Source organism: Dactylosporangium sp. NPDC049742, assembly GCF_040674675.1.
In the GTDB taxonomy this organism is placed as follows: domain Bacteria; phylum Actinomycetota; class Actinomycetes; order Mycobacteriales; family Micromonosporaceae; genus Dactylosporangium; species Dactylosporangium maewongense.
In genome coordinates, this window is the sequence record NZ_JBFANF010000016.1 from 79699 (window position 1) to 96219 (window position 16521).

The following is a 16521-nucleotide window of genomic DNA, read 5'->3' on the forward strand; positions in this document are numbered from 1 at the left end:
CACGCCGGTGACCGTGCCGGGGCCTCGGGCGGGCCTCCTAGTTCTGGAAGACCGACTCGTACGGGCGGTGCGGGCAGGCGGTACAGGTGAACAGGTAGATGCTGCCGACGTCGCCGAGCATCAGGCCCGACGGCTGGCCGAGGCGGGACCCGGCCGGCAGCCAGCGCTCCCCGCACGGGTTGTACTCCAAGCTCGCCACCGTCGCCAGATGCTCCATCGTGGTGCCGCACGCCGGGCAGGCCGGCCACTCCGGCAGCTGGCACCAACTGGGGTAGCCGCCCAGCTTCGTGCCTGGGGCGACGGACAGCTCTGCGTCGAAGTCGTACGGGGTTGCCGACTGGATGGCGTAGTACAGGTCACGGGGCAGGTCCCAGCTCGGGTACTCGAGCACGGGCTCCGGGCTGACGGTGCACGGGGCCGGCACCGTGGTCCGGGGGCTGGCGTGGTGCGGCGCAGGGATCGCTGCCGGCTGGAGGAAGCCCGCGCTGTCGCGCCAGTCGAGGCGTGGGATCGGCGCGCTGTACGGGTTGTGGTCGAACGGGCACCAGGTGACCTGCAGCAGGTCCGTCCCCGGCGGGTACGGCAGCTGCGGCGCGTCGCGGGCGTACATCTGCAGGACCGGGACGAACGGCACAGGCTCCCGTGGGGCGTCGTCGAAGGTGTGGTCCCACCTGCCGGGGTGGCAGTACGGCCAGGGTTCGCCGAGGGGCCACGCAAGCGGGCCGCCGAGCGAGCTGTCGGCGACGGTCGGCGCGCCGGGGCGTGGGTGCAGGCGGACCGTCTGCCGCGCGTACGCCGCGAGGGCAGGCACCGCAATGGTGACGTCGACGGGTGGTGGCGGGGTGGTCGGCACCGGTCACTCCAGCCAGGGTTGGAACTCGTAGGGCGGCGGGGACGGCTCGCTCCACGCGGACGCAAGGCGGGCGGTGTCGGGACCGGACTCCCACAGCGCCGCGGGGTCCAGCGGCATCGCGGCGTTGAGCAGGTGGAGCAGCCGGCCCTTCGGCAGCGCCGCGATGGCGTCCGATGCCGTACGAGCGGCGACCGCGCTCAGGCCCGTCACCTCCAGGTACGAGGGCGGCACGGTGACGTCATCGGAGGCGGCGCAGTACGTCGCCCCTGTGAGCAGGACCGTCGCCGGCTCGGCGGGGAGGTCGGGGAACGAGGCGGCCCACTCCGGGCGCCAGGTGACCGGCCCGCGCTCGGCGAGCAGGTCGACGAACTGGCGCACCGTGCGGGCGGTGCCCCAGCCGCCGAGCGGGGTCCGCTCCACCACCCGCAGGTCGGGGCGGTCGGGGACTGTTCCGTGGACGATGAGCCGGCAGCAGGACAGGCCGAACCCGCCCCCGATGTTCTCCGCGACGACGGCCCTCATGCCGAGCCCGGCCGCCCGCTCGGCGGTGAGCTGTTCGTCGGTGACGACGGTGAGCACCGACAGGCCGGCGGACCCGTCGGTGAGGCCGGCGACGGCGAGCGCGGTCAGCAGCGCCGCGAGGGCGTCCCGCTCAGCCGGTGGGGTCGTCGGGATGGCCGCGCGCAGCGCTACGGCGCCGAGGCCCGCCAGCACGCGGGTCCAGCCCGTCACGCCGGCCGACGGGCGTTGCCGCTCGCCGTCCAGCGCCGCCGGCAGGGCCTCGAGGAACGCCATCAGCTGGTACTCGGGAACCCTCGACGTCCTCGACGCGCGGCGGTGCTCGATGAACTGGGAGGCGTAGGTGAGGCCGGACAGGGCGTCGGCGATGGTGATGTCATCGGCCGCCACCGGGACCGGTGGGCGGGCCAGCTCGTGCCGCAGCGCGCGGAACTGCTCGACGGTCGCCGCGAGGGTGGCGGCGATGGCGGCCTGTCGCTCGACCGCGGCGGCCAGGACGGGGTCGGTGACGGCGGTGACCGGTCCGCCGGTGCGCAGCGCCGCCGAGCCGGCCGGGTCGCGCGGGCGCAGCAGGTCCCACCAGCCGGCCGGCGGCAGCCCTTCCGGCTTTGCCGGGCCGTACGCGGGGGTGCCGGTCGCCGGATCCCAGACCGTGACGGCGCCGAACTGGTCGACCGTCACCAGCCGGTCGCCGCCGCCGGGCAGGGCGAGCACGCCCACGATGGTCGCCGTGCGCACCGTTGACGGTAGCGGCACCTGACGCCCGTCCACCGAGCGGACGACCGCGCCGGCGGCGGTGTCGACGACGTCCCAGCCGGTCACGCCGTCCGCGGCGCCGAACACCGCGGGCGCGTCCGGCCACAGGTCCCGACGCCGGCGGATGCGGACCGGCCCTGCGTCAGGCACCGGCTCGAACCGGCCGCCGGGGACGATGTCCTCGGACACCGGCAGGCGGGTCATCGGGCCGAGCACCAGCCCACCCAGGTCGGCGGCGAACTCGACGCCCGGCGTGTCGGCCCAGTAGCCGCGTTTGCCGCCGTCCTGTTGCCAGCTGACGAGCAGGCGTCCGTCGTGGAGGGTGCAGCGCGGCGGGAGCCGCCCCTCGATGCCGTCGCGGGCGGGCACCGCGAGCTCGTGGCGGGCGACGACGCCGGACGGGCCGAGCACGACCGCCGTGCCGGCGTCGTGGATCGCGAGCAGCGGCCATTCCTGGTCGGTCCGCATGGTCCCGGCGTCGAGCGCGGCGGACGCCTGCTCGTACGGCGGCCACACCAGCTCCTCGGGGAGCCCGCAGCGCAACGTCCGTGCCAGCGCGGCCGACGCGTCCAGGGCGACGATCCGCTCCAGGAACGGCCCGAACGCGGCGTAGCCGGCCGGGCTTCGCAGCGTGCCCAGCCGGTACATGATGCGCTGCACCTCACCGAGTGGCGCGGCGCCGAGCGAAGCGGTGAGCGCGTCCACCTCGGCCGTCAGCGCCGCGGCGACACCGGGGACCGACAGCGCCCGCTCCAGGAGGTTCGGGTGGATCGGGAAGCCGCCGACGTCCGCGCCGAACCGGTGGTCGCCGAGCAGCCACAGGCAGGTCTGCCGGAACTTGGCCTCGAACACCGGGTGCGTGCCGAGGCTGAGCAGCGGCCGCCGGCCGGGCCCGTCGTCGGCGAACCAGTCCGACAGCTCGATCTGCCGCGGCTCGTCCAGCTCGAACGGGATCCCTTCGGCCACGAACAGGTCGTACACGTCGAGCTCGCTGAAGAACGAGGAGCCTGACGGATTGGTCACGGCGACCCCGTCGCCCCGCAACCGGTCGGCGAGCCGCGCCACGAGCTCCAGCAGCGGCGCCGACCGCGACATCCCGTGTTCGGCCCGCCAGTCCAGCCGACGGCTCAGCAGGCGTGCCGGCTCACCCGGAGCGGTCTCCCGGAGCCGCAGTTCGATCTTGTTGAGCACCCCAGCACCATAGCCCCCGCCGTGGTCGGAAGGTCGGTAGTCTGCCTCTGGTGAGCGCGACGACCGTGTACCTGCACGCCGGTGACCGGCCCGGGATCTACCCGATGGAGCAGGACCCGGGCTTCGAGGCCGAGCAGGTCGCGGCGATGGCCGACGGTGCGGTGCCGTTGCTGTGGCTCGCGCTGTTCCGTGCGGGTGACGTCAGCCTGGGTGACACGCCGTGGGGGGCGGCCGGCGCGCCGCTGGTGGGGCGCGAGCGCGGCCTGGCGAACCTGGTGGCGGCGGTCCCGGCGCTCGACCGGATGTTCGGGCCGCCCGTGACGACCCACGCCGACCTGCTCCGCCAGGCGCTGCAGTGGTCGCCCGGTGCCTGGCTGACGATCGAGTGGTGGTGCGACAACCGGCCGTCGCCGCCGGACCCGGCCGCGCTGCGGTCGGCGCTCGGTGCCTTCGAGGAGGACGGGGACGGGGATGGGGCGCTGCTGGAGCTGTGCGGGCTGGACCCGGCGGACCTGCCCGCTCCCCGCGACCCCGGCGCACCGCTGCTGCCGCACCTGACGGCGCAGGCGGCCGGGCTGCGGCTCCTCCTCGGCCGGGCCTTCCACCAGCTGGTCCCGTGGGAGCAGCCGATCTGACGTCAGCTCTGCTGGTAGTTGACGGCGGCCAGGCCGCACGGGGCGTGCAGGTGCAGGTAGTAGGCGCCCTCGCCATACTCGTCGAAGTCGCCGCCGTACAGCTGGCCGACGTAGTCCATCAGCAGGCCGCAGCCGGGGCAGGCCGGGTGGTCGGCGTCCTGGATCCACTCGGGGTGGCCGCCGAGCGTCGAGCCGCCGTCGTGCCACGCGCTCGCCTGGAACGGGCTCTGCCGCCGCGGGCCCACGACCGGCAGCAGCGCCGGCGGATCCTCCGGGCCCGCGTCGCGGCCGATGTAGTCGGGGCGGACGTTGCCCGGCCACCACGTGCTGCCGCCGTCGGGGGTGACGGCCGTGAACAGCGTCGTGTAGCAGGAGCAGAAGTGACAGGTCCGCACGGCGAGGCGGCCGGCCCAACCGGTGTGCGCCAGGGCATCGCCCGCGTCGGGGAGGTCGGCGGCCGTCCACAGCGGCGACGTGCACCACGGGCAGGCGGCGTCGTCCGGCTCGGGCGTGGACGGGCGCAGGTGCCACTCGTAGGCGACGTCGCCGCACAGCGAGCGCCGGGTGCCGTCGGGGGCGACGGTCCAGCCGGCTTCCTCGGCGTACCGCAGCGGACCGACGTGCAGGGCGTCCGAGCCCGGCGGTGGGGCGGTCTCCCAGCGGCGCATCGCCTGCTCCGCGAGGGGGTGGCCGCTGTGCGCGAGGACGAGCAGCAGATGGTTGAGCGCGTCGGGGGTCTGGCCGCCGTCGACCCGCTCGACGACGCGGGCCACGACGTCGGCGCCGGCTCCCCGGTACAGCGCGGCCGGCCACAACACGTCGAGGTCGAGCATCAGGTGGTGGTGCGGCGCCAGGCGCTGCGGGTCGGCGGCGGCGATCGCCGTCAGCTCCTCGGCCGCGTCGTCGTCATCGGCGGCGGTCTTCCTGATCAGGTCCTCGATCACGCGACGCATGCTATCGGGCGGGCAGATCGGCCTCTGATCAGTCCCAGGCGTTCTGGTTGAGGAACCGGGCGAAGCCGCGCCACGAGTTGGGGCCCATCACGCCGTCGAGCGGGCCGGTGTACCCGTAGCCGGACGCGAGGTTCTGCACGGCGCGCCACGAGTTTGGGCCCATGACGCCGTCGATGGGTCCCGTGTACCCGTAGCCGCGCATCGCCCGCTGCAGGGCGGAGTACGTGGCGGTGCCGGGGGCGCCGTCGATCGGGCCGGTGTAGCCGTTCGTGAGGCGCAGCCAGTTCTGCATCCGCTTGTAGCACGTCACATCCGGCGTGCCGGTCGTCTCGGTGGCGGTCTTCGGCAGCGCGCCCGCCGACGGGTGCTGCGCGACGTATTCGAGCGGGTTGATCCGGGTGCCGCCCGGGTCGATCATGTGCCAGTGCAGGTGCGGGCCGGTCGACGAGCCGGACCCGGGTGCGCCGACCGCGCCGCCGGACCGGCCGACGATCGCGCCGCGGGCCACCGGCGTGCCGTTCGCGAGCACGAACGCCGACAGGTGCAGGTATTGGCTCTTGTACCCGTCGGCGTGGGCGATCGTCACGGTGTGCCCGCCGGTGCCGTTGTTCGGGATGTTGGTGACGGTGCCGGCGCCGCAGGCGGGCAGCCCGGTGCCGACCGCCATGGCGAAGTCGATCCCGCCGAGCGAGCCGTTCGCGCGGTGCTGCGCCCAGGTCTGCGTGATGGTGTACCCGGCGAACGGGTTGTCGATCACCGGTGCCGCGTACGCGGTGCCGGGCAGGCCGAGGACCACGCCGCCGCCCGCCGCGAGCGCCGCACCGCGCAGCACGCCGCGGCGGCTGAGCCCGCCGGCCGGCTGCTCGTCCGCGCCGCAGCAGGGTGGCACCCTGGGCCGCATCATCCGGTCCACCTTCCCCCGTCGATGTGAGTCCGTCGAGGCTATCCACCCCGATCCACTGATATCAATGGATGCACGGAGATTTCATCTGCGGGCCACCGGATAGGGTGGGGCCGTGCCGATCCCGTCGCGCTGGCGCCTGCTCGACTACGACACCGACGCTGTCATCGCCGAGTGCGACGACATCGACGGACTGTTCACCGATCGCGTGTTTCCTGTGCAGCCGGTGTACGAGCGGTACACGCTGCTGGGCTGCACGCCGGAAGGATCGCTGCGGGCCGCGGTCGACGGCACCGGCCCCGCCTGGCTCGGCAACATCTACCTCCAAGGCGCCCACGCCTCGTGCTCCGGCCTCGCCAACTGCCGGACCTGCTACGAGACCGGCGAGGAGTTGCTGGACGTCCGGGTCGTCGGCCACACGGAGGCCGCCGACGGGCTGCTCGACGTCGAGCTCGAGGGTCATCGCCGCGACGAGCCCAACAATCGCAACGGGACCGTCGCGCCGGCCGTCTCCGGCTACCGGCTGCAGGTCTGGCCCGCGCCGGACGGCTCGGACGGGCTCCTTCCGGCCGGCGACTGCCGGGACGTCGCGGGCGTGTTCCACGAGCGGCCCGACCTCTGGCCGCCGGGTCCGCCGCTGGCCCTGCTGGGCTGCCGCGCCGTCCCCACCGGCCTGCTCAACGCCAAGCTCGCGCACGTCCGCGTCGACGGCACGGCCCACGTGCTGCACCACTGGGTATTCGGCGACGTCGTGGCGACGCGCCCGTCCGCGCTGGGCGACGATCTGGTCGACGTCGAGCTGGATGCGCGGCTCGACTCGCCGCTGTCGGCCAACGAGCGGCCGCTGTACGACATGTGGCGCGCCGGCGGTCCGGCCGCGCCCAACCAGTGGGCCGGACTGGAGCGCAGCGACCGCTACCTCTGGGTGGGGGCCGCCCAGGCGCACCGGATCCACGCCCCGGACAAGCCCGCCGGCACCGTGTACCACCTGGACGGCCGGCACGTCACCGACTACGACGCCTTCTACTGCGCGATCGGCGAGGCGATCAACGGCCCCGGCGGCTGGTTCGGCGGCGACGGCTTCTGGCTGCACGAGTGCGCCGTCGGCGACGCGGGCGCCACCCCCGGCTTCCGCCTCGTCTGGCACGACGCCGAGGTCGCCCGTGCCCACCTGGTCCCCGGCTACGACCGCAAGGCATGGAGGGAGGCCATCACCTTCGACCGCCTGGTCTCCTGGCTCACCAACGACGGCGCCGAGGTCGAGCTGCGCTGAAAGCCGTTGGCACCGCGCGGTGCGGGTCGCTACGTTGCCGCCCATGCCGATCCGCGATGAGCAACCCAGCGACCACGCCGCCGTCGGCGCACTGCACCGGGCCGCCTTCGGCGGCGAGCACGGCGGCGCGGTGGCCGACCTGGTGAACGCCCTCCGCCGCGACGACCCGGCCGCCCTCTCGCTGGTGGCCGAGGAGGACGGTGAGATCGCGGGGCACGTCATGTTCAGCCGCGGCCTGCTGGACGCCCCGCGCCGCCTCGTCCCGGTGCAGTCGCTGAGCCCGCTCAGCGTCGCGCCACACCTGCAGCGCCGCGGGATCGGCTCCGCCCTCATCCAGGCCGGCCTGCACCTGCTCGACGAGCGCGGCGCCCCACTGGTGTTCCTGGAGGGCGACCCGCGCTACTACTCCCGCGCCGGCTTCACCCCGCGGGCGACCACGGCTTCCGCAAACCGTCCCTGCGCATCCCCGACCAGGGCTTCCAGGTCATCCGCCTCTCCGCCTACGAACCCTGGATGACCGGCACCTTCGTCTACTCAGCCGCCTTCTGGGACCACGACTGCGTCGGCCGCCGCGAGTCGCCCCAGGTCTAGCATGCCGCGGTGGAGCATCGCGGTCCACGACGCCAGGGCGGCAGAAGAGGACTGACGCGACGCGGTCAGTGGTTGGACGGGCCGAGCGGGGCGGCGCCGAAGGACGGGGTGGGGGCCGGCTCCTTCAGCTCGATGAAGACGGCGTGGGTGTCGGTGGTGCCGATGTTCTCGCCGGCGTGTTCCTGGGCGCCGACCCAGCGGGCCTGGGCGGCGGGCAGCTCGACGTCGGCGTGGCGGTCGCCGCTGGAGACGCGGCGCTGGAAGGAGCTGAGCGTGACCATCACGCTGTCCGGGTGGCGGTGCGGGTGGGTCCGGTCGCCCGGGCGGTCGCGGTACTGGAGCACCCGCACCCGCTCGTTCTCGAACAGGACGCTGTACAGATTCGGGTCGGTGACGACCGGGTCCTGACCGTTCATGGGATTACGGTACCATGATGGACATGGCGGTACCATATGAGGCGACGGGCAGAACGCAGCAGAAGTCACGGACCCGGCAGGCTCTCGTCGACGCGACCCGCGAGCTGCTCGCGCAGGGCTCGACCCCGCAGGTCGAGGACGCCGCCGAGCGGGCCGGGGTGTCGCGGACGACCGCGTACCGCTACTTCCCCAACCAGCGCTCGCTGCTCATGGCGGCCCACCCGCAGATCTCGCCGGACACGCTGCTCGGCCCCGACGCACCGCGGGAGCCCCGGGCGCGGCTCGACGCGTTCATGGCCGCGTTCAGCCGGTACAACATGGACTGGGAGCCGCAGCTGCGCACCTCGCTGCGACTCTCACTCGACGCGACAGGCGCCGGCGGCAGCGGGGGCAGCGGCGGCCGCCCGGCGCTGCGACAGGGTCGGGCGATCGGCTGGATCGAGGACGCCCTCGCCCCGCTGCGCGACACGCACCCCGACGTCGACCTCCGCGCGCTCGCCGTCGCCATCAGGTCCGCGACCGGCATCGAAACCCTCATCTGGCTGCTCGACATCGCCGGCCAGACCCACGCCGAGGCCGCCGAGACCGTACGCCGGACCGCCCAGGCCCTCCTCGCCGCCGCCCTCTCCGACTGAGTTCCGCGCCTCTCGATGCCGGCCGGGCATGTCGGCCGCTCTATATGCTGGCCGGCATGTCAGCCGCGACGCTCGCGATCGTGCTCGCCTTCGTCGGCATCGTCGGCACGTATCTGACCAACATGTATCTGGCGCGGCGCCAGGAACGCCTGGCCCGGGTCAACCAGCAGCTCAGCGAGTTCTACGGGCCGCTGCTGGCCGCGCTGTCCGCCAACGGGCAGGTCTTCGACGCGTGGCGGCTTCATGTCCGGCCCGACGGCAGGTCGATGGGCCCTAGAGCGGATCCGCGAGCGTGACGGTCAGGCGTTCGCCGGCCGCGGCCACGGTGACGTACGGGTCCTTCGCCACCGGCTCGGCGAACGCCGCCGGCGCGGTCTGGTCAAGCAGCAGCACGAAGTGCAGCGTGAACGGTGGCCGGTAGTCCCCGTGCGGGACGCCGTCGGCGTCGAGCTGGAGATTGGCGTTCCACGCCCCCTCGCACAACGCCCACATGAACGAGCGGAGGAAGTCGGCGTCGGCGAGCTCGTCGGCGGCGTCGATGAGGACCGCGACGTCCCTGCTCGGCATGCCGTGACCATGCCAGTCCGCGATGCAGTCGACGAGTGCGTGCCAGTTGTGGCCGAAGTAGCCGGGGAAACCCAGTACTCGAGCGAACTCCACGAACAGCGACCTCGGATCCTGCAGCGCCCGCCCGTCGAGGCGGACCACACCTCCGCCCAGCCGCCGCAGTGTGGCGATCTCGTCGCTCACCCACGGATCGTCGGCCGTGGTGACGACGACCCAGGGTGGCAGGCGCTCGGTCAGCGTGGGGGTCACCATCCGCGCAGTGTAAGGGCGACGCCGGGCCGGAGGTCCCTGACGCCCTTTCGGGCGCGGGATGTTCAGCAGGGCACGGCGGCGAGGGTGACGCGGTTGTCGCGGAGCTCGCCGACCATGGCGAACGCCGACCGGTCGACGTCGCAGCACAGCGGCAGGTCGCGAGTCAGGTCGACGCGTTCTTCCGCGGGGCGGCCCGCCGACCGGAGCGCTTGCTGGGCGGCGCCCTCCCTGATGCCGGCGACCAGTTCAGCCCTGTCAGGTGCGGACCCGCCCAGCAAAAGATCCAAGTGCCGTCCGCAGGCCCAGTCCTCGGCGCTCCGCCCCGTGCACACGATCGTCCACGGCACGCCCGCGTGGTGCTCGGCGATCCAGCGCACGGTGGCGGCGGCGTTCACGGCGGAGGCCGCGAGCAGCGCCACCGCGTGCGGGTGGCGGACGAGGCCGCGGGTGCCGTTGGAGGTCGCCTGGATCAGGCTGCGGCCGCCGACGGCCGCTCCTGCCATGTCGAGCGGTGAGTTGCCGAGGTCGAAGTCGTCCGGCTTGAGCCCGCCGACCTCGCCGATGAGCAGCCGGTCGGGGTGCCGGTCGCGCAGCGCCCTGCCCTCCGCGGCCGACCCCACGCACACGATCTCCGCCGCTCCGCGCTCGAACGCCACCGCCGCCGTGGTGAACGCCCGGATCACGTCGATCACGACCACCACCCGGCCGGCGGGAACGTCGGCGTCGATGCCCACTACCGTCACGGGCCTGTCACCAGCCGCGCAGGGCGAGGGTCTCGCCGCGGGTGATGGCGGCCAGGGCCTCGGCGACGTAGTCGACGACGTCGGGCGGGAGGTCGGTGGGGTCGGCCCAGCGCAGCTCGCTGCACTTGCCGGGTTCGTTGATGACGGGGTCGCCGGTCCACCGGTCGACGGTGAAGAACATGTGGAAGTACTCCTGGTCGTCGGCGTCCTCGGGGGCGGTGTGCAGGAGCAGCGCCAGCCGGCAGCCGCCGGGGTCGGCCTCGATGCCGAGCTCCTCCCGCAGCTCCCGCACGAGCCCGGTGAGCGCGTCCTCGCCGCCGTCGAGGTGGCCGGCCGGCAGGCTCAGCTGCCCGTGCCGGAAGGTCGTCCCCGCCCGCCGCAGGAGCAGCAGCCGACCGTCGGCGCGCAGGATCCCGTACACGGCGGCGGCGATGCGGAAGCGTTCGGCGGGCACTGGGCAACCCTACTGGCGGCGGCCGGCGCCCGTTGGCGGTGGGCGCCGGCCGCCGGTCTCAGGTGGTGATGCGGAAGGTGGCGTCGGCGCGGGCGGTGGCGGTGGTGATGGGGTCGATGCGCAGCAGGTAGTTGCTGTGGCGGATGTACCGGTCGGGGAAGTTGTACGACTGGAAGGACGTCCACGACGCGTCGGCGAGGCCGGCGACCTGGCGGAAGGTGGCGTCGGCGGCGAAGGTGGCGGTGCCGTCGTTGGCGGCGAGGACGAAGTCGTAGTTCGAGTGGCGCAGGTAGTAGCTGGGGAAGTTGACGGACTGGATGGAGACGGTGCCGGTGCCGGTCAGGCCGGGGACGAGGCGGAACTGGGCGTCCTGGGCGGGCGAGACCGACGCGTCGATGCGGACGTCGAAGTTGGCGTGCCGCACGTAGCGGTCCTGGAAGTTGTACGACTGGAGCCGGTTGATCGTCGTGGTGCTGGGCCAGCGGGACAGGACGCGGCTCTCCTCGGCGGCGGTGAGGTTGAGGATGGCGCCGTGGCGTTTCTTGGTGCCGCCCATGTTGTAGGAGCCGGACGCGGGCAGCTGGTAGGCGGCGGGGCTGGACGGGTTGCCGGTCAGGACCGGCATGTAGCCGCGGCCCGAGGCGTACTGGTCGAGGTAGAGCGCCCAGGAGTTGCCGGTGTTGAACTTGACCCACATGGGGCCCTCGACCTGGGAGCCGGTGAGGCCGATGCCGGAGAGGTTGCCCAGCGTGGTCCACGTGCCGAGGATCGAGTTGCTGCCCTCGATGGTGATCTGGCCGTCGCCGGACGTGCGGACGTAACGGTAGTTGCCGACGCCGGCGGGGACCTCGACGATCTGGGTGTCGATGATCTCCTGTGCGCCGGGGCGGGTGATGTACGGCTGCGGCGTGGTGATCGTGCGGAAGTTCGAGGTGCGGGCGTAGTAGATGCGGTGCTTGGTCGCGCCGTTCAGGGGCACGTTCGTGGCCCAGTAGAGGACGTAGTCGTTGGTGGCCGGGTTCCAGATCGCCTCGGGCGCCCAGGCGTTGCGGCCGTCGGGGATGGCGCCGGCGACGTTGAGCAGCCACGGCGCGGACCAGTTGACCAGGTCGGTGGACTCCCAGACGACGAGGTTGCGGCTGCCGTTGTTGATGGACGTCGGCCAGTCCTGGCCGCAGCCGATGCACAGGTCGGTGGCGATGATCCAGTACCGGTCCCCCGCCGGCGACCTGACCAGTGCGGGGTCCCGCACCCCGCGGGTGCCGACGTTGGAGCTGAGCACGAGACCGCCGTTGTTGAGGTCGGTCCAGCGCAGGCCGTCCTTGCTGTGGGCGAGGTAGATCTGCTGGGCGGTCGACGACTCGCCGGTGAAGTGGGCCATGAGGTAGCCGGTGAAGGGGTCCGCGGCGGCGGCGGGTTTGGGGAACGCGACCGCGAACGCGGCGAGCAGGATCGCGACGAGCAGTTTGCGCATGATGCTCCTACAGGGAGACGACGACGGGGCGGATGGTGCCGTCGGCGTTGAACGTCATCGGGTCGATGGTGGTCTCGCGGTTGGTGCCGTTGCCGGCGGGCACGGCGAAGCGGTGGTAGGCGATGTACCAGGTGTCGGTGCCGGGCGCCTGCACGACGGAGTGGTGGCCGGTGCCCTTGATGCCGGCGTCGAGGCGCTTCTGCAGCACCACGCCGCGGTTCGTCCACGGGCCGAGCGGTGACGGCCCGGTCGCGTACGCCACCCGGTAGTCCTCGCTGCGGGTGTCGTTCTCCGACCACATGAAGTAGTAGGTGCCGTTGCGCTTGAACACGAACGACCCCTCGTTGTAGCCGGCCGGGGTGACGACCCGTACCTGTGCGGGGTCGAACGACGTCATGTCGGCGTTGAGCCGCACGGCGCGGGCGACGCCCTGACCCCAGTACAGGTAGGACTGGCCGTCGGTGTCGGTGAACACCATCGGGTCGATCGCCTGCCCGCCGCTGAACTGGTCGCCGCGGACCAGAGGCCGGCCGAGGGCGTCGCGGAACGGGCCGGTCGGGGTGTCGGCGACCGCGACGCCGAGCTGCTTCGCCCCGGTGGCCGCGCCGCCGCTGAAGTACAGGTAGTAGCGGCCGTTGCGGGTGGCGACCGCGGGCGCCCACGCCGAGTTGTCGGCCCACGCCACGTCGGGGCCGAGGTCGAGGATCACGCCGTGGTCGGTCCAGTTCATCAGGTCGGTGGAGGAGAACGCCTTGTAGTAGGGGCTGCTCCAGCCGGCGTACCCGTCGGTGGTCGGGTACAGGTAGTAGCGGCCGTTGAAGACGGTGAGGTGCGGGTCGGCGAACAGGCCGGGGATCACCGGGCCCTTGCTCGTCTTGGGGGTCCACGGCGCCGTGACGCGGAACGAGCTGTCGGCCTTGAACGCGGCGGTGTCCTGGAACGGGTCGAGCCACAGCGCGAAGTCCCGGTGCCGGATGCGGCGGGACGGATAGTTGTAGGAGGTGAACGCGACCGACCCGGCCACGGAGCCGTCGGCGGGGCAGAAGGTCGCGTCGGCGCGGAACGTGGGGTCGCCGGTGTTCGCGTCGACCCGCAGCCGGAAGTCGCGGTGCCGCAGGAACAGCCCGCTCTTCGTCTGCAGCGAGTAGCACGCCGGGGACGCGAGCCCGTTGACGACGGTGAACGTCGCGTCCGCCTTCGTCTGGGCGTCGCCGGCCGCCGACACGGGGTCGAGCTGGCCGAGGCCGCCGAGATGCCGCACGTACCGGCCGGGGTAGTTGACGGATTCCAGTGAGCGCGCGCCCGTAGGTACGGTCGGCGCGGCGAGAGCGGGTGTGCCCGGCAGTACCGCGGCCAGGACCGCGAGCACCGGGAGCACCGGGAGGACGGCGCGCCTCATGCGACGAGCCGGAACGTCGCGTCGGCGCGGGCGGTGGCCGTGCTGACGGGGTCGAGGCGCAGCAGGTAGTTGTAGTGGCGGATGTACCGGTCGGGGTGGCTGTAGGACTGGAACGACACCCCGGCGGCGTCGGCGAGGCCGGCCACCTGCCGGAAGGTCGCGTCGGCGGCGAACGCGGCGCTGCCGTCGTTGCGGACCAGCGAGAAGTCGTAGTTCGAGTGGCGCAGGAAGTAGCCGGGGAAGTTCGTCGACTCCAGCGAGACGTACCCGGTGCCGCCGGTCAGCCCCGGCACGACCTTCCACTGCGAGTCCGCGGCGGGGCTCACGTTGGGGTCGATGCGGACGTCGTAGTCGGCGTGCCGCACGTAGCGGTCCGGGAAGTTGTACGACTGCAGCCGCCACGTCGTCACGGCGGGCCCGGCGGGCTCACCGGACGGCGGCGCGAGCACGGTCCCGGTGGCGACCGGGACGCCGAGATTCGGGGTGCCGTCGGCGTTCCAGCTGATGCGCTGGATCCGGGTGGTACGGGTGGATCCGCAGCCGTCGGAGGCGGAGGCGTTCGCGTGGTAGACGATCCAGTCCTCGGTGCCGTCCGGGGACTTGAAGAACCCGTGGTGCGCCGGGCCGTAGACGCCGGCGGCGTCGTTGCGCTGGAAGATCGGCGTGGACTTCTTCACCCACGACGACGCCGCCAGCACGGCACCGCCGGTGTACGTCAGCTGCCCGATCTTGTAGTCCGGCCCCTGGCAGGCGCTCGCGGAGTACGTGATGAACGTGCGGCCGTTGTGCTGGATCGCGACCGGTCCCTCGTTCATCGGGGTGCCCTGCCGCTCCCAGTCCAGGATCGGCTCGGAGATGGCGGTGCGGGCGCCGGTGACCGTCCACGGGTTGCTCATCGCGACGAGGTAGATGTGCGGGTCGCTGTCGCGCCACAGCACGGTCGGCACCCCGGACCACATGAAGTAGAGCTGGTTGTCGATGGTCATGACGCTGCCGTCGATGCCCCACCAGTTGTTCGACCCGAAGACCATGCCCTTGTACGTGTACGGGCCCATCGGGTCCAGGCCGGCGCTCTCCAGCACGTGCACCCGCTGGCCCTCGATGTCGCCGTTGCCGGCCGAGTAGTAGATGTACCAGCGCTGCCCGTTGGGGCCGTTGAGCAGGTGGAACTCCGGCGCCCAGACGTTGCGGTCCCGGCCGGCGGCGTGCGCGCTGAACACGGCGGTCGGGGTGGTCGTCTTCAGCTGGGCGATCGTGGGCGCCTTGCGCATCGTCAGCGGGCCGCTCCACGGCGTGGTCATCAGGTAGTAGTTGCCGTTGTACCAGGTCATGTACGGGTCGGGACCCGAGCTGTTCAACGGGTTCGTGAACGCCGGGCCGGCCTCGGCTCGTACAGGAGCGGCAAACGCCGCCAGGAGGACGGCCGCGACGACCAGCAGGACCCGTCTCACGAGGTGACCTTGAAGGTCGCGTCCTGCCGGTCGGTCGCGCTCGACGACGCGCTCAGCGGGTCGATGCGCAGCACGTAGTTGGCGTGCCGCAGGTAGCGGTCGGGGAAGTTGTACGAGCGGAACGACGACCACGTCGAGTCGGCCAGCCCGGCGGTCCGGTGGAAGGTGGCGTCGGCGCGGAACGCGGCCGTGTTGTCGTTGGCGTCCAGGCGCAGCTCGTAGTTGTAGTGGCGCAGGTAGCGGGTCGGGTAGTTCACCGACTGGAAGGACACGCCCGCGCTGTCGGCGAGCCCGGGCACCAGTTTCCACAGCTGGTCCTGGTACGGGTCGAACGGGTACGGGTCGATGCGGGCGACGTTGTTGGCGTGCCGCACGTACCGGTCGGGGAAGTTCGACGACTTGAGCCGCACCCAGCCCGGCAGCCCCCAGCGGGTGACGGCCGCGTTGTACTCGGCGCTGGTGATGCCCGCGATCGAGCCGTGCTTGGCGTTCAGGGGCGGGGTGTAGTCGCGCTGGTTGAGCACCGTCCACGCGCCGCCGCCGACGTTGCTGGTCGACCAGGCGTAGTAGTCGTTGTTGACGGGGCTGAACGAGTCGCCCCACAGCCACCAGCCGGAGCCGCTGTTGGCCTTCACCAGCATCGGCGCCTCCATCGCGTTGCCCTGCTTCAGCCCGGCGGTGTACGTGGTGTAGCTGCCGGGTGCGCCGGTGGAGGAGCGGGCGCCGTAGGTGAGCCCGTTGGCGAGGTTCTTGTAGTACAGGTAGAACGTCGAGCCGTCCACGACGATGTCGCCGTCGAGCACGGAGAAGCCGGGGCTGAAGTACACCTGGTTGGCGCTGACGGTCCGGAAGTCCGACGTGTAGTTGACCATGAACACGTCGCTGCCGTTGTTGGCGGAGTAGACGATGCCGTACTGGCCGCGCGAGGCGTCCCAGAAGGCGGTCGGCGCCCACGTGTGGGTCGCCAGGCCGTGCATCTTGATCCGCCGGTAGCCGGTGAAGCTGGTCAGGTCCGTCGAGTCCCACACGTGCAGGTACTGGTTGTTCTGCCCGAAGTCGGTGCCGTTGAGGTCGGTGGCCAGGATGACGAACGTGCCGTCCTGCTTGCGCAGGATGAACGGGTCGCGCAGGCCGAGCGTCCCGGCGGTCGGGGTGACGACCGGGTTGTTCTGGTTCAGCGGCGCCCAGTTGAGCCCGTCGGTGCTCACCGCGACGTGCAGCCCGTAGTTGGCGCCGCTCTGGTTCGGCGTCTCGGTGAAGTACACGAACACGTAGGCGCTGTTCGCCGCGAGCGCCGCCCGGGGCGTGGCGGCGACCCCGACCGCGGCGGCCGCGGCCGACAACCCGGTGAGCTGGACGAAGGTACGACGACGAAGGTGCACGATGGCAGACCTCTCTGCAGGGGTGCTTGTTAGCGCTCACATGGAGCGCCGCAGACAGCCGCCCGCACGCCTGGCG

Annotated in this window: 17 protein-coding genes; 5 read left to right on the forward strand and 12 right to left on the reverse strand. The window is 72.4% G+C overall.

Annotated features, from left to right (window positions below; genetic code table 11):
* Nucleotides 1-37: 37 nt before the first annotated feature.
* Entirely contained in the window at nucleotides 38-853 is an 816-nt protein-coding gene (locus AB0J72_RS21420; protein ID WP_363401246.1) for a hypothetical protein, read from the reverse strand.
* Nucleotides 854-856: 3 nt separating this feature from the next.
* Nucleotides 857-3319: a hypothetical protein gene (locus AB0J72_RS21425; RefSeq protein ID WP_363401248.1), complete on the reverse strand. Its 2463-nt coding sequence runs from the start codon at nucleotides 3317-3319 to the stop codon at nucleotides 857-859.
* A gap of 50 nt (nucleotides 3320-3369) precedes the next feature.
* Here AB0J72_RS21425 and AB0J72_RS21430 point away from each other — a divergent pair, with 50 nt between their 5' ends.
* Nucleotides 3370-3954, forward strand: coding sequence for a hypothetical protein (locus AB0J72_RS21430; protein WP_363401250.1), 585 nt, complete (start codon nucleotides 3370-3372; stop codon nucleotides 3952-3954).
* Between the two features lie 2 nt (nucleotides 3955-3956).
* Here AB0J72_RS21430 and AB0J72_RS21435 read toward each other — a convergent pair whose 3' ends face one another.
* Nucleotides 3957-4898, reverse strand: coding sequence for a hypothetical protein (locus AB0J72_RS21435; protein ID WP_363401252.1), 942 nt, complete (start codon nucleotides 4896-4898; stop codon nucleotides 3957-3959).
* Between the two features lie 37 nt (nucleotides 4899-4935).
* Nucleotides 4936-5811, reverse strand: coding sequence for a M23 family metallopeptidase (locus tag AB0J72_RS21440; RefSeq protein WP_363401254.1), 876 nt, complete (start codon nucleotides 5809-5811; stop codon nucleotides 4936-4938).
* A 112-nt stretch (nucleotides 5812-5923) separates the two neighbouring features.
* On the opposite strand from AB0J72_RS21440, the gene AB0J72_RS21445 reads away from it, so the two are divergent.
* Nucleotides 5924-7081, forward strand: a complete 1158-nt coding sequence (locus AB0J72_RS21445; protein WP_363401256.1) for a hypothetical protein — start codon at nucleotides 5924-5926, stop codon at nucleotides 7079-7081.
* 43 nt (nucleotides 7082-7124) lie between these two features.
* Nucleotides 7125-7598 (forward strand): N-acetyltransferase, encoded by a 474-nt coding sequence (locus AB0J72_RS21450; protein WP_363401258.1) that lies wholly within the window; start codon nucleotides 7125-7127, stop codon nucleotides 7596-7598.
* 139 nt (nucleotides 7599-7737) lie between these two features.
* On the opposite strand, the gene AB0J72_RS21455 is transcribed toward AB0J72_RS21450, so the two are convergent.
* Entirely contained in the window at nucleotides 7738-8088 is a 351-nt protein-coding gene (locus tag AB0J72_RS21455) for a cytoplasmic protein (protein ID WP_363401260.1), read from the reverse strand.
* A gap of 23 nt (nucleotides 8089-8111) precedes the next feature.
* Between AB0J72_RS21455 and AB0J72_RS21460 the strand changes: the two genes are divergently transcribed.
* The gene (locus AB0J72_RS21460; protein ID WP_363401262.1) at nucleotides 8112-8723 is read left to right on the forward strand and encodes a helix-turn-helix domain-containing protein; all 612 of its coding nucleotides are present in this window, start codon (nucleotides 8112-8114) and stop codon (nucleotides 8721-8723) included.
* A 56-nt stretch (nucleotides 8724-8779) separates the two neighbouring features.
* Nucleotides 8780-9019, forward strand: a complete 240-nt coding sequence (locus tag AB0J72_RS21465; protein ID WP_363401264.1) for a hypothetical protein — start codon at nucleotides 8780-8782, stop codon at nucleotides 9017-9019.
* Here AB0J72_RS21465 and AB0J72_RS21470 read toward each other — a convergent pair.
* The 7 genes from AB0J72_RS21470 to AB0J72_RS21500 form a co-directional block, all read right to left on the reverse strand.
* A complete protein-coding gene (locus AB0J72_RS21470) occupies nucleotides 8997-9542 on the reverse strand; it encodes a barstar family protein (protein ID WP_363401266.1) in 546 nt (181 codons plus the stop codon). The genes AB0J72_RS21465 and AB0J72_RS21470 overlap by 23 nt on opposite strands.
* A 62-nt stretch (nucleotides 9543-9604) precedes the next feature.
* The gene (locus AB0J72_RS21475) at nucleotides 9605-10285 is read right to left on the reverse strand and encodes a 2-phosphosulfolactate phosphatase (protein WP_363401269.1); all 681 of its coding nucleotides are present in this window, start codon (nucleotides 10283-10285) and stop codon (nucleotides 9605-9607) included.
* 7 nt (nucleotides 10286-10292) lie between these two features.
* Nucleotides 10293-10739: an NUDIX domain-containing protein gene (locus AB0J72_RS21480; RefSeq protein WP_363401271.1), complete on the reverse strand. Its 447-nt coding sequence runs from the start codon at nucleotides 10737-10739 to the stop codon at nucleotides 10293-10295.
* A 58-nt stretch (nucleotides 10740-10797) separates the two neighbouring features.
* Nucleotides 10798-12213 carry a glycoside hydrolase family 43 protein gene (locus AB0J72_RS21485; RefSeq protein ID WP_363401273.1) on the reverse strand — a complete coding sequence of 472 codons (1416 nt, stop codon included), beginning with the start codon at nucleotides 12211-12213 and terminating at the stop codon, nucleotides 10798-10800.
* Nucleotides 12214-12220: 7 nt separating this feature from the next.
* Entirely contained in the window at nucleotides 12221-13612 is a 1392-nt protein-coding gene (locus AB0J72_RS21490; protein ID WP_363401275.1) for a family 43 glycosylhydrolase, read from the reverse strand.
* Entirely contained in the window at nucleotides 13609-15063 is a 1455-nt protein-coding gene (locus tag AB0J72_RS21495; protein ID WP_363401277.1) for a family 43 glycosylhydrolase, read from the reverse strand. The genes AB0J72_RS21490 and AB0J72_RS21495 overlap by 4 nt, the downstream gene beginning before the upstream one ends.
* Complete coding sequence (locus AB0J72_RS21500; protein ID WP_363401279.1) at nucleotides 15060-16445, reverse strand: glycoside hydrolase family 43 protein; 1386 nt, start codon at nucleotides 16443-16445, stop codon at nucleotides 15060-15062. The genes AB0J72_RS21495 and AB0J72_RS21500 overlap by 4 nt, the downstream gene beginning before the upstream one ends.
* Between the last annotated feature and the right edge of the window lie 76 nt (nucleotides 16446-16521).

What these genes read in the sequence shown, in the direction of transcription:
- AB0J72_RS21465 (WP_363401264.1), top strand. Translation starts at nt 8,780, where the DNA reads ATGTCAGCCGCGACGCTCGCGATCGTGCTCGCCTTCGTCGGCATCGTC.
- AB0J72_RS21460 (WP_363401262.1), top strand. Translation starts at nt 8,112, where the DNA reads ATGGCGGTACCATATGAGGCGACGGGCAGAACGCAGCAGAAGTCACGG.
- AB0J72_RS21485 (WP_363401273.1), bottom strand. Translation starts at nt 12,213, where the DNA reads ATGCGCAAACTGCTCGTCGCGATCCTGCTCGCCGCGTTCGCGGTCGCG.
- AB0J72_RS21470 (WP_363401266.1), bottom strand. Translation starts at nt 9,542, where the DNA reads ATGGTGACCCCCACGCTGACCGAGCGCCTGCCACCCTGGGTCGTCGTC.
- AB0J72_RS21455 (WP_363401260.1), bottom strand. Translation starts at nt 8,088, where the DNA reads ATGAACGGTCAGGACCCGGTCGTCACCGACCCGAATCTGTACAGCGTC.
- AB0J72_RS21450 (WP_363401258.1), top strand. Translation starts at nt 7,125, where the DNA reads ATGCCGATCCGCGATGAGCAACCCAGCGACCACGCCGCCGTCGGCGCA.
- AB0J72_RS21440 (WP_363401254.1), bottom strand. Translation starts at nt 5,811, where the DNA reads ATGATGCGGCCCAGGGTGCCACCCTGCTGCGGCGCGGACGAGCAGCCG.
- AB0J72_RS21490 (WP_363401275.1), bottom strand. Translation starts at nt 13,612, where the DNA reads ATGAGGCGCGCCGTCCTCCCGGTGCTCCCGGTGCTCGCGGTCCTGGCC.